This window comes from Mycobacterium sp. 134 (assembly GCF_048282715.1).
In the GTDB taxonomy this organism is placed as follows: domain Bacteria; phylum Actinomycetota; class Actinomycetes; order Mycobacteriales; family Mycobacteriaceae; genus Mycobacterium; species Mycobacterium septicum.
Map to the genome: position 1 here is coordinate 3,208,534 of NZ_JBLVUN010000008.1, position 13,138 is coordinate 3,221,671.

The following is a 13,138-nucleotide window of genomic DNA, read 5'->3' on the forward strand; positions in this document are numbered from 1 at the left end:
ATTACACTCGCGTTAAACTCCACAATGTGGAATTCTGTCCTTGCGGGAACTTCCAGACAGGGGAGGCACATCTGTGACACGACGCCTCGATGATGCGGTGCTGGCCGACGTCGACCGCCGGCTCTCGGCCTCCGACGCACACCTGGTGAACCGATATCCAGGCGACGACGGCCGTCGGCAGCCGGTCCACACCGTCTACATCCCGGGCAACCGGTATTCGGCGACGATGCCCGCTGATTGGGGATCAACCGCCCTCACCGCCGCGACGGACGCAGGCGGGCTCGACGCAGTGGCCTCACTTGTCGGTGCGAGCAGCGGAACCGACTGTGAACCCGAGACTCTCGCAGTCCTCGTCGAGAACAAGCTGACCGCCGAGCCGATCGAAGACCTCCGCATCGACTTCGAGGACGGCTACGGCAGCTTCGACGACGCGACGGAGGACGCCGATGTCGCCCAGGCGATCGCTGCACTGCGGGCCGCGCTCGACGCGGGCACCTCGACCCCGTTCGTCGGCACCCGCTTCAAATGCTTCGAAGCCGGCACCCGCGCGCGTGGGTTGCGCACGCTCGACATGTTCGTCAGCGGACTCGCAGGCTCCGGCGGCCTCCCCGACGGCCTCACCCTCACCCTGCCGAAAGTGACGTCCGTCGACCAGGTCGAGGCCATGGTGGCGGTCGCGGGCGCGCTCGAAGCGGCGAACGACCTGCCGGCAGGGCGCATCCGCTTCGAGGTTCAGGTCGAAACACCGCAGGCGATCCTCGGCGCCGATGGCCGCGCACCCGTTGCCCAGTTCATCCACGCCGGCCAGGGCCGCGTCAGCTCGCTGCACTACGGAACCTACGACTACTCGGCGTCCCTCGGTATCGCCGCCGCCTACCAGTCGATGGAGCATCCGGCGGCAGACCACGCCAAGAACGTCATGCAACTCGCTGTGGCAGGCACCGGTGTCCACATGTCCGATGGCTCGACCAACATCCTCCCGGTCGGCGACCCTGACAACGTCGCCACGGCATGGAAACTGCACGCGCGCCTCGTCCGGCGCCACCTGGAACGCGGTATCTACCAGGGCTGGGACATGCACCCCGCCCAACTCGTCACCCGATATCTGGCGACCTACGCGTTCTACCGTGGCGCCTTCGCGCCGGCCGCGACGCGTCTGCGCAACTACATCCACCGGCTCGACTCGACCGTCATGGATGAACCGGCCACCGCCCGCGCGCTCGCCAACGTGATCCATCGCGGCAGCGTGTGCGGCGCGCTCACAGCCGACGAGATCGAGACAGCCACCGATCTGCCCATTTCCACCGTGCGCGACATCGCGCTCGGCCGCACAACCAGGAGCACCCAGTGACCACTGCTTCGTACTACACGCCCCGCGGCGGCCTGCCCCCGCAGACCGATCTGCTGACCGACCGCGCCATCGTCACCGAGGCCTACACGGTGATCCCGCGCGGCGTCCTCTCCGACATCGTCACCTCGGTGTTCCCAGAGTGGACCGATACCCGCGCGTGGATCATCAACCGCCCGGTCGCCGGTGGCGCGACGACGTATTACCAGGCGATCGTCGAGGTCAAGCCGGGCGGCGGGGCCCAGCGGCCCGAGCCGCAGCCCGAGGTGCAGAGCTTCCTGTTCGTCACCTCCGGTGCGCTCACGGTCGACGCGGCAGGTCAGTCGCAGACACTCACCGAAGGCGGCTTCGCCTACCTTCCGGCAGGCACCGACTGGTCGGCCCACAACAACGGCGACGCCGACGCGACGTTCGTCTGGATCCGCAAACGCTATGAGGCCATCGAGGGCCACCCGGTATCGGTCAAGTTCGGCAACGAGCAGGACATCGCACCCTCGGCCATGCCGGGGACCGACGGCAAATGGCGCACGACACGGATGCTCGACCCGCAGGATCTCGGGTACGACATGCACGTCAACATCGTCACCTTCGAACCCGGTGCGACCATCCCGTTCGCCGAGACCCACGTCATGGAGCATGGCCTGCTGATGCTCGAAGGCAAGGCCGTCTATCACCTCAACGGAGACTGGGTGGAGGTTCAGGAAGGCGACTTCCTCTCGCTCCGCGCGTTCTGCCCGCAGGCGTGCTACGCCGGCGGGCCGTCCAACTTCCGTTACCTGCTGTACAAGGACGTCAACCGCCAGATCATCCTCTGACACACGACGAGACCGGGTGCCTCGAAAGAGGCACCCGGTCTCGTCTACTTCTTCTATGGAGTTGGCCTACGGCTGAAAAGGCCAGCCGATCACCTTCTTCTCGCGGGGAGTCGCGTAGGTACGCACCTTCGACGTGGACAGACCCATCCGGACCAGGCCTTCGGCGATGGTGACCGCCGAGCGGACTCCGTCGACGATCGGGACGCCGGTCGCGGCCCTTACCTTCGCTTCGAGCTCAGCCATACCGCCGCAGCCGAGACAGATCACTTCGGCGTGATCGTTCTCGACGGCCTCTCGAGACTGGCGGACGATCGCCTCGACCGCCCGATCCGGATCCGACTCGAGTTCGAGCACACCGAGGCCCGACGCCCGCACCGACGCGCATCGCGCGTCGAGTCCCGCCAGCTTCAGACGGTCTTCGATCAGCGGGACGGTGCGGTCGAGCGTGGTGACGACCGAGTACTTGTGTCCCAGATACATCGCTGTCGACGCGGCTGCCTCGGTGATGTCGACCACCGGGACGTCGAGCAACTCCTGCAGACCTTCCCGACCGTGCTCGCCGTATCCGGCCTGGATCACCGCGTCGAACGGCTCCGGGTACGAGGTGATCGCGTCCATGACCGCGATGGCCGCGAGATAGCTCTCGAAGTTTCCTTCGCACGAGTCCGCGCCGAAACGCGGTGTGATTCCGACGATCTCGGTACCCGGCGACGCGACACCGCGCGCTGACTCGGCGATCGCGTCGGTCATCGAAACCGTCGTGTTGACGTTGGCTACGAGGATTCTCATGGCGGTCCCTACTAGTGCGTGCTGGCCACGGCGATCGGCTCGCCGGAGATGTCGTTGAACGGCCCGCGGCGGTCCGCGACCACCAGGTACACGATCGCGCCGAGTGCTGCGCCGATGAACCAGGAGAACTCCGAGACGACCTGGAAAGCCGGAACGAACGCCAGCAGCAGCGCGACGACCGCCGTGATGACGAGGGCGACCACGGCACGCACGTTGATGCCCTTTGCGTAGTGGTATTCACCCTTGGCGTCGGTGGTGAACAGGGCTAAAACGTTGATGTTGGCACGACGCACCAGCCAGTAGTCGGCCATGATGATGCCGAACAGCGGCCCGAGAATGGCACCGAGGCCACCGAGGAAGTAGTTGATGACGGCAGGGGAGTTGTACAGGTTCCACGGCAGGATCAGCAGGCCGATGACGGCCGAGATGAATGCTGCGCGACGGAAGTTCAGGTGCTTTGGGAACAGGTTGTTGAGCGCATAGATCGGCGCGACGAAGTTGGCCATCATGTTCACGGCGACAGTCAGGATCAGCAACGCGAGTCCCGCGAGCACCAGCAGCAGGGTGTTCGGGATTTCCTTGACGATGTCGGCGGGCGCTTCGATGATGCGTCCGTCGATGCGGAACTGAGCGCCGGCCAGAGTGATGACGATGCCGCCGAACACCAGCATGTTGAGCGGGATGCCCCAGAAGTTGCCTTTCACGATCGCCCGCTTCGACTTCGCGTTACGCGTGAAGTCACAGAAGTTCAGGACGAACGTGCCGTAGATCGCCACCCACAAGCTGGCGCCGCCGACGATCTTCAGCCACATGTCGGCGCCGGTCAGCGAGTCGGGCGTGGTCCATGCGATGGACCAGTCGGCGTTGTTGAGCATCCAGATCGCGAGCGTGACCATCGTGATCAGAATGACCGGTCCGGCGAACGCCTCGTACTTGCGGATCATCTCCATGCCGTAGCTGACGATGACCACCTGGATCACCCACAGCGCGACGAACGAGATCCAGCCGAGTGTCGACAACCCCAGGAAGCTGTTCGAGTCGAGGGTCGCGGCCGACGGTGCGAGCGCGATGATCAAGATGCGCAGCACTACGGATGCGAGGTAGGTCTGGATGCCGAACCATGCGATCGCGACCGCGCCGCGAACGATGGCGGGGATCTGCGCGCCGCGGATGCCGAATGCGATGCGGCTCATCACCGGGAACGGGACGCCGGTCTTCTCTCCCATGAACCCGGACAGGCTGAGCAGTAAGAAGAGGAAGGCGCCGCCGAGTCCGAGCGCCACCAGGATCTGCCACCCACCGAGGCCGAGGGCGAACAGTCCGATGGCGAACGAATAGTTGCCGAGGCTGTGCACGTCGTTGGCCCACAACGTGAAGATGTTGTACGCGCCCCACCGTCGGCCTTCGCGCTTGGTGGGCGCGAGATCGGCGTTGTACAGATGCGGACTCACGTCGGCGAACGGGGTTGCATCGGTGCGACTGGAGTCGCCGATCAGCCCGGTGGACTCTGTGGTCATGGATAAGCCTGTCACGGTCGGTGCGCCGGCGCTCAACGCCGGCGCATACATTCCATTATGTGGAAGTAATATTCCACGATTTCAGTAAGTAAGTCGCATGCAGACGCCGACTGTCAAGCTTTTGGCGCGATTGACTGTGTCAGCGCTCACATCTAGAGTTCTCCAAAGGGTGGAGTGTCATTTCCACGATGAGGAATTATGCTGCTAGCCATGGAGAGCTGCCGATGACCGCCGACGCGCCCGAGATGCCGAGCCACCCGGAATTCGACCTGGTGGTCCGCGGCGAACGCACGCTGACGACGGCGGGAATCGTCGCCCGCGAGATCGGTATCCGCGACGGTCGCGTCGTCGCGATCGAGCCGCTGGGCAGTGGCCTCACCGGCACGGAGATCGTCGAACTCACCGACGAGCAGGTCATGATCCCCGGCTTGGTCGATACGCACGTGCATGTCAACGAGCCCGGTCGCACCGAGTGGGAGGGGTTCGACTCCGCTACCCGCGCAGCGGCGGCGGGCGGGGTGACCACGCTGATCGACATGCCGCTGAACTCGATTCCGCCGACGGTCAACGTCGAAGCACTGAATGCCAAGCGCGCCGCGGCATCGGGCAAGACACACATCGACGTCGGTTTCTGGGGCGGCGCGATCCCCGGCAACACCGACGATCTGCGCGGTCTGCACGACGATGGCGTGTTCGGCTTCAAATGCTTCCTGCTGCACTCCGGCGTCGACGAATTCCCGCATCTCGACGCCGATGAGATGGAGAAGGACATGGCCGTGCTGGCCGGCTTCGACTCCATGATGATCGTGCACGCCGAAGATTCCCGCGCCATCGACCATGCGCCCTCGGCGGAGGGGGACCGGTACGAACGCTTCCTGGCCTCACGGCCGCGCGGTGCCGAGAACGTGGCGATCGCCGAGGTCATCGAGCGAGCCCGATGGACCGGAGCCCGCGCGCACATCCTGCACCTGTCGTCCTCGGACGCCCTGCCGATGCTCGCGACGGCCAAGCGCGATGGCGTCAGGATCTCTGTCGAGACGTGTCCGCATTACTTGACGCTGCTCGCCGAGGAGATCCCGAACGGCGCAACCGCATTCAAGTGCTGTCCGCCGATCCGTGAGGCGTCGAATCGGGAACTGCTGTGGCAGGGCCTGCTCGACGGCACGATCGACTGCATCGTCTCTGACCACTCACCGTCGACGGTCGATCTGAAGGACGTCGAGAACGGCGACTTCGGTGTTGCGTGGGGCGGCGTCGCGTCGCTGCAGCTGGGCCTGTCGTTGATCTGGACCGAGGCCAAGCGTCGCGGGATAGCTCTCACGCAGGTGCTCGAGTGGATGGCAGCCAAACCCGCCGCACTTGCCGGATTGAACAACAAGGGCAAGATCGCGCTCGGCTACGACGCCGATTTCGCGATCTTCGAGCCCGACTCCGCACAGGTCGTCGATGTGCACAAGCTGCACCACAAGAACCCGATCAGCCCGTACGACGGACGCGCGCTCGCCGGTGTCGTGAGGAGTACCTGGTTGCGCGGCAAGAAGATTGACTTCCACACGGCGCAGGGTCGGATGTTGCGCCGTGGCGGCGTGTAGCGCAAGGCGCAGTCTAGGAGCGGAAGCGCACAGTGTCTCGCCATCGGTTGCCGGTGACGTCGACCAGTGTGAATCCCGCGGGTTCGGCCAAGTCGCGTAGCTCGGCGACGCTCAGCCGGTCCGGGTCGGGGAATTCCTCGTGGAATACCAGCAGCCCACCGGGTTTGAGGATGCGTTTGAGCGAGCCGAGGCACGCTGCCTTATCGGGTACCTCGCCGATCACCTCGGCGAGAAATGCGACGTCGAAGCTGGCGTCGTCGAAGGGCAGTGGGGCACCGGCGTCCCCGGTGTGGGTACCGATGTCGGGGTAGCCGGCCCGCTCCAGCTTGCGCCGCGCCTTGGCGAGCATCTCCGGTTGCAGATCGAACAGGTCGAGGCGTCCGCCGGTGAGTCGCCGGGCGATCTCCACGCTGAAAAATCCGGGGCCCGGGCCGAGTTCGAGGACTCGCTCGTCGCCGGCCAACCCGATCGCTTCGATGGCGTCGGCCGGGTTCTCGAGCATTCGGCGTACCGGATTGTCCAGGAAGAAGGCGGCTTGATGCGGATACGGAAAGTTCCCCACCATCCCGCGCAGAACGCGCAGCAGGTCGTCGGCTTTGGTAGTTGTCATGCCTAGTTAGGGTACCCTTACTTATGTGCTTGAGAAGGCCTTCCTCGGGAATGGCGCGTAACGAGCTCGGGCTCAAGATGATTCATCTGACGACGACGATTCATCAGATGCAACATGCCCTGGTTCCACGGGCGGTGCGCCAGGCGAGGGGATATCCGCTGTTCGACATATAGGGTGAGAACGCGCGGTGTCTGGCAACAGCGCGAACACGATGGAGGCATACAGCGAGGTGAGTCAGGCATTGCATAGAGGCTCGCAATGGTAGCTGTTTCGGTGCTGGTGCTCTCGGGTAAGGGCGGAACAGCGAAAACGCTATGGCAGATGATGCTGGCGGGGGAGGCCTCGCGGGCCGGCATCTCCGCATTGTTGGTCGACGCGGATCCAGAGCGAAACCTGTCCAATCACTTTGGAGTGTCGCAGCATTCGACCGGCCTGGGTTCGGTGCTTGAGGATGCCGATATCAGTTTTTGGGGGAATCCCGACAAGGGCGCGAAGCGAATCGATGAGGAGATCATCGAAACTGAATGGCCTGGCATCGATTTGCTACCTGCGGGTGCTTCCTTAGGCCGTGTTGCGGGTTTCGGGGTACCGGACACCGGATTGTTGCGGGCCATCTTTGACGTTGCCGGCATCTTTGACCGCTACGAGGTTGTTCTGATCGACACCGGCGGCCGCACTGGCTCGCTGGAAGCCCTGGCAATGCATCTGGGTGATGTTGCCTACGCGCCCATCACTCCGACCCTTGATGCGGTACGCAAAGCCCGCGAGGCCCGCGACAGAGTTGAGCGTATCCAACGAACACATCCCCTCAGGTGGTGTGGTGTGGTTTTATCCGGTTTCGACCGAAGAAACGGCATCGACCAGTCGATCAGGGAACAGGTAGAGAAGGAATTCGGTGACGAGGTCCGTGCTGAAGTGCCACGGCGGGCCGTTGTCAACGAGGCCTTTCAACTCGGAAACCGACTCGGTGATTACGCCGACCCAACCGCGATGAATCTCGCGAGAATCTTCCGAGACTTCTTGAAACGCGACCTGCTGGGGCGAAACCCGGGCGACCGGTGACGGCGGCGAAATAGGGGACCGTTCGGGACGTGTGCCCGTCGGTCGAATCAAGCCAAAATGATTGCAACGCAGATGATTGCGATCCACGCTACGCCCAGAACCTGCAATACGCGGTCTTGCAGAACGATGTCTTCGGGCTCGCCGGCAACGCCACCGTCGACGTCAACGGCGTAGCGCAGGACTGCGATGGTGATCGGGATCATTGAGACGGCAAACCATGACCCGGAATGGCCGTCGCGCTCGAATGCCCACAGCCCGTAGCACACGACGACGGCGGTGGCGGACATCGTCCATACAAACCGAAGGTACGTAGCGGTATAGCCCTCCAGCGATTTGCGGATCTTCGCACCGGTCCGCTCAGCGAGTTGAAGTTCGGCATAGCGCTTGCCTGCAACCATGAACAGCGATGCGAACGCCATCACCAACAAGAACCACTGTGACAGCGGGATACCGGTCGCCGCACCACCAGCGATCGCTCTCATCAGGTAGGCCGAGGACACGATGCAGATATCAAGCACGGCTTGATGTTTGAGGCCGAAGCAGTAGCCGAGCTGGATCGCCAGATAGACCCCGATCACGAGCGCGAGGGATGGCGCGATCGCCGCCGAGATCGCCAGCGTGATCGCGGCGAGCGCGATCGCCAGTGCGTAGGCGAGCGCGGGGGAGACCACCCCGGCGGCGATCGGCCGGAAGCGCTTGGTCGGATGCTGGCGGTCGGCCTCCACATCACGGGCGTCGTTGACGAGATAGATCGAGGATGCGGCCAAACTGAACGCCACAAACGCGACACCTACTTTGAAGAAGAGATCGCCGTAGTCGTAGTGGACATCGCCGCCCAGAGTCGCCAGAGGTGCAGCCACCACCAGGAGGTTTTTGATCCATTGCCGAGGCCGCAAGGCCTTGATCACGCCGACGGCCAGGTTGGGGGGCGGCCCGACTTGGGTCGATGCTTCTTCAGTCACAAGTGGTGATTATCGCCGGGCGCCTCCACCGCACGTCCTATGACGCGCCTGACAATCAGGCCGAATTCAGGGTTGCGTGAAGCGGACCGTTGCCAGCGGCACCGGCCTGTCGATCGTCGCCTGGAACTCGGTCAGCAGTCGGTTGTTTCGCCGCACCCAATCGGCGAACTCGTCGTACTCGACACCGGCCAGAGGTGTCGCCGTTCCCTGACGCGTCTCGTTCCCGATCTCGACAGTGACGGCCGGGTTGGCTCGGATGTTGTGGAACCAGTCCGGATCCCGATCCTCCCGGAACGAGCTGAGGTAGAGCGTATCGCCGCGATAGTTGGGCGCCAGAGGCACTACGCGGAGCTCACCGCTACGGGCACCAGTTGTAGTCAACAGGATCAGCGGATACCCGGCGTAGTCACCGCCGACCTGGCCCGCGTTCGCCCGGAACTCGGCAACCACGTCGTCGTTCCAGGTCGATGGATCTCGGCTGGTTTCCCCGTTCCACGGGGCGTCGGCGTCGTCGTAGCTGATGTCTTGGTTCGCCATCCTCGGAAACCTCCGCTCGTCGATCACTTATGGGGGTCGCGAACTTTGTGGAGTGCCTGAAGCAATGTGTCGTGGATGTAGGTGAGTTCGGGAGTCGGCTCCCACGCCGCCGAATCGTCAGTGGTGTCGGACCAGTCAGTGCCGGTGGAGCTCTCGCCCCAGGTGTTGTCCAGGGCGGTCCCGCTTTGGTAGACCCACCACAGGTTGTGCCAGGGGTCGAGGAAACGGGAGAAGACATCACCGAAGAACTCGGTTGGGCGGGTGATGATCTCGGCTCCGCCGGCGGCCGCCCGCTCCAGCACGACGTCGACATTGTCGACGTAGACTTGCAGTAGTGCCGGGGTGAATGCCCAGCCGGGCTTCCGTTCGGCGAACATCACAGTGCTGCCACCGATCTGAAGCTCGGCATGCAGGAGGAGCCCGTCGTCGTCGACAGTGCGGGCGTCGGGATGCTCGATGCCGTCGAAGACATCGGTCAGAAAACGGATCAGGCCCTCGGCTTCACGCGTGACGATGAACGGGTTGATCGTTGAGAAGCCGGCCGGGGCGGCGGGGACAGCAGTCATGGGGTTTCCTTTCTTCGCGACTATTTGATCGCGAGACCGCAGGCCAGTTCTTGAACCAGAACGACAACTCCTCGGTGCCGCGCCACCGTCGCGGTGTCGTCGGCTCAGTGCTGCCGACGCCTTTGGGCGGCGATGATCGCGGCCGGGGTCTGACCGCGGATCAACCGCAGTGAGCGCGTCAGATGCGGCTGATCGGCGAATCCGGCCCCGGCCGCCGCTTCCGCAGGGGAGTGCCCGGTCTGCAACAGGAAATAGCCGTGCTGCGCGCGGTGGAGTTGATCGATCTGCTGTGCGGTCAGCCCGACCGTGCGACGGTAGCGGCGTTGCCAAGTCCGCTCCGAGGCACCGATCCGATCCCCGTTCAATGCCTTGCGGACCTCCTCGTCGACCAGTAGCCCGCAGTTCTCAGCCAGGTGATCGACCCAGTCTTCAAGATCGGGCCAGGCCGGCACCGGCCATCGGTGATCCCCGAGCAGGACGTGGCCGCCCGATACCGGCAAGGTCACCGTCTCGCCGAGGATCGCCTGCTTGGGCACGCCTGGGATTGCGACGTAGGCGGCGAGTTCGACGCCCCAGTACCGCTCACCCAAATGCCCGTCGACGACCCGGTTGCGCAGGCTCGGACCATCCAGCTCCGCGGCCAACTCTCCGTCTCGGCGACGGATGAACGACAAGCCCCAGTACTCGGATCCGATCACCGAATAGCGTTCGGGACTCTCCACAGTCGCGCGCCAGACTGTGCGTACCCGCGGTGACCGGCCCGCCCGTTCCTCCCACACCCGAGGAAACATACTGCTCGGCTTCCTACCGCGTAGGTCCCGCCCACGGGACCGTCAGGTCAGCGCCTCGCCGCTCTTTCGCCGGTGATGGCGCGCGCCTTAGGTTTTGGCGAAGGTGACCTGCAGGAAATGAGGGAGCCCCCGAGACATCCGGACTGGAAGCTTTGGTCACACTGCCGCGGTGTCCATCGGTCCCGTTCCGGGTTCGCTGCTGCGGTGTCAGGTCCGCGAGTCCTTTCGCCGGAGGTGTTCGAGGACGAGGCTGCGGACAGGTTCGACGTCGGCCAGGAGGCCGTGCCCCGCACCGGGGAGAATCACCGTGTGCGCCCCAGCACGCCGCGCGACTTCCGCGGCCGCCTCCGAATCATGCACCTGGCTCGCCCCAGCCAGGGCGACGAGGGTCGGGACCGGCAGGTGCGTCAGCCCGTCCGGCAGGTGGGGATGGACGATCGGCGAGGCCGGGAAGTGAGCGGCTCCGTGAGCGAGCAGGTCGAGGTAGGCCTCCAGATGCGCCGGCCCGCTGCCGGGGGCGCCCGGTGCCAGCATCGCGCGGGCATCCTCGAAAGTCGGGTGCGGGTCGCGGTTCCGGCCCAACTCCTCGAACTCGGGGCTGAGCCCGGCGAAGACCAGAGGCGGATCGAGCAGGATCAGCCGCCGCACCCGTTCGGGATGGGCGAGCGCGAACCGGAGCGCGAGGTGCCCGCCCAGGGACTGGCCGCACAGGTCGGCGGCGGGTAGGCCGAGCAGGTCGAAAGTTTCCGCGAGCCAGTCCACGAGATCGTCCATGCTGGTCAAGGCAGCGCCGGTGTGTCGACTGCGGCCCGGCTCGCCTATGGTGTCCACGGCCCGCACGTGGTGCTCCTCGGCCAGCGAACCGACTACCGGGTACCACATTCCGGCCGTGCCACTGTATCCATGGAGCAGGACCAGCGGCGGCGCTGCGGTCGGGCCTGCGGACGTGATTCGTGTCGTCCCGTACCGCCCCGAAAGATCCACCGTCTCGGCCGGCACCGGCCAATTGGCCATCACCGCGTCGTAGGCCGCGAAATATGCTGTCTCCAGCTCGGGGTCGGCAAATGCGGTCATCGCGCCCTCCCGCACTCGACACGGCTGCGCTCGCCCGGGACGGCGTGCGGCGCGACGTCAGCCTCAGCCCGGCTCGACCGGTCGCGATCCTCGGTGAGTGCTTCGACGTTCCTCGATCGGCCTGTCACTCGCGCCACCTTTCCAAGTCAACTGTATTATGTCAGATGTATGGTAATAGCCGAAAGGGGTGCGGATTGCCGAAACAGGTCGACCATCGAGAACGCCGCGAAACCATCGCTCGCGCCCTGTGGCGGGTGGTGGATCAACGCGGGGCTCTGGGTCTGAGTCTGCGTGAGGTGGCGGCGGAGGCCGAGATGTCACACGGCCAACTCCAGCATTACTTCGCAAGTCGTCGGGAGTTGCTTTCTTTCGCGATGGACTTCGCTGCCGAACAAACTGCTCAGCGAGTGCAGCGTGGGCTGGAGGCGCTCGGCGCGGCGCCGCATCCTCGAGCCGTCCTCCGATTGGTACTCATCGAAATGCTGCCGCTGCACGACGATGCGCGCGCGACGAGCCGAATGAATGCCGCCTACGTTCTCGAAGCACTGCACGACAACACGATTCGCGATCGCGCGCGCGAGGGCCTACGCGAGGGAAGGGAACAGGTCAAGGTGATCATCGCGCAAGCGATCGATGACGGAAAGATCGCTGGTGATCGCGACGTGAACACCGAGACGGACCGGATCCTTGCATTGACCGGCCTGACGCCCCTTCTCGACCTGGAGGTCATCAATCCAGGGGAGGCCCTCGCTGCAATCGATCAGCATCTCGACGAACTCTTCACATCGTAGGGTTGTCGCCCGGGCCAACGCCTTTCGCTCGGACGTGGGGGTCGCGAGGCATGTGCGCGGCCCGGTAGACACCTTGGGCTCAGACGCTCACTGCAATTGCTCGGGCGTGAAGGTGACGTCGACTCCGCCTACGGTCATCGTCACCTGACCTTCGATCACCATTACCTGCGCCGAGACCCGTCGATCGACAGTCTGGGCCAGTTGCTGCACCGGTGCGTGCGGTATCTGCACCACAGACAGGTTCGGCAGCCCCGCCACTTTGGGGCCGACGGTGCGCCACCAGGTGGCCACGCCGGCGGCGAACGGGAACAGCAGCACCTGGTCGGCCTGGCCGGCCGCCTTGCCCAAGACGCGTTCGTCGGGCTGGCCGACGTTGATCCACTCCAGGATCCGGCCGGTGTAGTCGGCGAGCCGCAAGTCCGGTACGCCGGGGGTGGACAGGCCCGCCCCGAACGCCAACTCACCGTCGACGTCGCTGAGTCGGTGTGCGCGCAGACCAAACGCCAACAACCGCACCACCATCCGCTCATCGGTCTCACTGGGATGACGGGCCACGGTCAGCGTGTGATCGGCGTAGTAACCGTGATCGACATCGGAGACGCCGAGTTCGACTTTGAATACTGTTGCAGAAAGGGCCACGTCATAGTGTCCACCAAGGTGGTGTATCCCGATCAGTCGGGCCGC

The 13,138-nt window shown here is 64.6% G+C and carries 14 protein-coding genes; 5 read left to right on the top strand and 9 right to left on the bottom strand.

From position 1 onward, the window contains the following. The first annotated feature begins 73 nt into the window (after window positions 1-73). Window positions 74-1,351: a DUF6986 family protein gene (locus tag ACNQVK_RS20245; RefSeq protein ID WP_418030928.1), complete on the top strand. Its 1,278-nt coding sequence runs from the start codon at window positions 74-76 to the stop codon at window positions 1,349-1,351. Continuing rightward, window positions 1,348-2,163 carry a bifunctional allantoicase/(S)-ureidoglycine aminohydrolase gene (locus ACNQVK_RS20250; RefSeq protein ID WP_418030929.1) on the top strand — a complete coding sequence of 272 codons (816 nt, stop codon included), beginning with the start codon at window positions 1,348-1,350 and terminating at the stop codon, window positions 2,161-2,163. The genes ACNQVK_RS20245 and ACNQVK_RS20250 overlap by 4 nt, the downstream gene beginning before the upstream one ends. Window positions 2,164-2,229: 66 nt before the next feature. Here ACNQVK_RS20250 and ACNQVK_RS20255 read toward each other — a convergent pair whose 3' ends face one another. Together ACNQVK_RS20255 and ACNQVK_RS20260 are read right to left on the bottom strand one after the other, a co-directional pair. After that, window positions 2,230-2,952: an aspartate/glutamate racemase family protein gene (locus ACNQVK_RS20255; RefSeq protein WP_418030930.1), complete on the bottom strand. Its 723-nt coding sequence runs from the start codon at window positions 2,950-2,952 to the stop codon at window positions 2,230-2,232. A gap of 11 nt (window positions 2,953-2,963) precedes the next feature. Then, window positions 2,964-4,469: an NCS1 family nucleobase:cation symporter-1 gene (locus ACNQVK_RS20260; RefSeq protein WP_418030931.1), complete on the bottom strand. Its 1,506-nt coding sequence runs from the start codon at window positions 4,467-4,469 to the stop codon at window positions 2,964-2,966. A 224-nt stretch (window positions 4,470-4,693) separates the two neighbouring features. Between ACNQVK_RS20260 and allB the strand changes: the two genes are divergently transcribed. Next, on the top strand, window positions 4,694-6,061 hold the full coding sequence (gene allB, locus ACNQVK_RS20265) for an allantoinase AllB (protein ID WP_418030932.1): 1,368 nt from the start codon (window positions 4,694-4,696) through the stop codon (window positions 6,059-6,061). 13 nt (window positions 6,062-6,074) lie between these two features. On the opposite strand, the gene ACNQVK_RS20270 is transcribed toward allB, so the two are convergent. Continuing rightward, entirely contained in the window at window positions 6,075-6,671 is a 597-nt protein-coding gene (locus ACNQVK_RS20270; RefSeq protein WP_418030933.1) for a class I SAM-dependent methyltransferase, read from the bottom strand. Window positions 6,672-6,929: 258 nt separating this feature from the next. Between ACNQVK_RS20270 and ACNQVK_RS20275 the strand changes: the two genes are divergently transcribed. Further along, a complete protein-coding gene (locus tag ACNQVK_RS20275) occupies window positions 6,930-7,733 on the top strand; it encodes a ParA family protein (RefSeq protein ID WP_418030934.1) in 804 nt (267 codons plus the stop codon). Window positions 7,734-7,780: 47 nt separating this feature from the next. Here the strand turns inward: ACNQVK_RS20275 and ACNQVK_RS20280 are convergent, their stop codons facing one another. The 5 genes from ACNQVK_RS20280 to ACNQVK_RS20300 all read right to left on the bottom strand — a co-directional run bounded on the left by ACNQVK_RS20280 (window position 7,781) and on the right by ACNQVK_RS20300 (window position 11,663). Then, entirely contained in the window at window positions 7,781-8,695 is a 915-nt protein-coding gene (locus ACNQVK_RS20280) for a decaprenyl-phosphate phosphoribosyltransferase (protein WP_418030935.1), read from the bottom strand. A 66-nt stretch (window positions 8,696-8,761) separates the two neighbouring features. After that, complete coding sequence (locus ACNQVK_RS20285) at window positions 8,762-9,232, bottom strand: nitroreductase/quinone reductase family protein (protein WP_418030936.1); 471 nt, start codon at window positions 9,230-9,232, stop codon at window positions 8,762-8,764. 23 nt (window positions 9,233-9,255) lie between these two features. Further along, complete coding sequence (locus ACNQVK_RS20290) at window positions 9,256-9,798, bottom strand: VOC family protein (protein WP_418030937.1); 543 nt, start codon at window positions 9,796-9,798, stop codon at window positions 9,256-9,258. Window positions 9,799-9,902: 104 nt separating this feature from the next. Beyond that, the gene (locus ACNQVK_RS20295; protein WP_409549859.1) at window positions 9,903-10,520 is read right to left on the bottom strand and encodes a helix-turn-helix domain-containing protein; all 618 of its coding nucleotides are present in this window, start codon (window positions 10,518-10,520) and stop codon (window positions 9,903-9,905) included. Between the two features lie 276 nt (window positions 10,521-10,796). Beyond that, on the bottom strand, window positions 10,797-11,663 hold the full coding sequence (locus ACNQVK_RS20300; protein ID WP_418030938.1) for an alpha/beta fold hydrolase: 867 nt from the start codon (window positions 11,661-11,663) through the stop codon (window positions 10,797-10,799). A gap of 194 nt (window positions 11,664-11,857) precedes the next feature. Here ACNQVK_RS20300 and ACNQVK_RS20305 point away from each other — a divergent pair, with 194 nt between their 5' ends. Continuing rightward, the gene (locus ACNQVK_RS20305) at window positions 11,858-12,454 is read left to right on the top strand and encodes a TetR/AcrR family transcriptional regulator (RefSeq protein WP_418030939.1); all 597 of its coding nucleotides are present in this window, start codon (window positions 11,858-11,860) and stop codon (window positions 12,452-12,454) included. A gap of 87 nt (window positions 12,455-12,541) precedes the next feature. Here the strand turns inward: ACNQVK_RS20305 and ACNQVK_RS20310 are convergent, their stop codons facing one another. Then, window positions 12,542-13,093 (bottom strand): YaeQ family protein, encoded by a 552-nt coding sequence (locus ACNQVK_RS20310; RefSeq protein ID WP_418030940.1) that lies wholly within the window; start codon window positions 13,091-13,093, stop codon window positions 12,542-12,544. Window positions 13,094-13,138 lie beyond the last annotated feature (45 nt).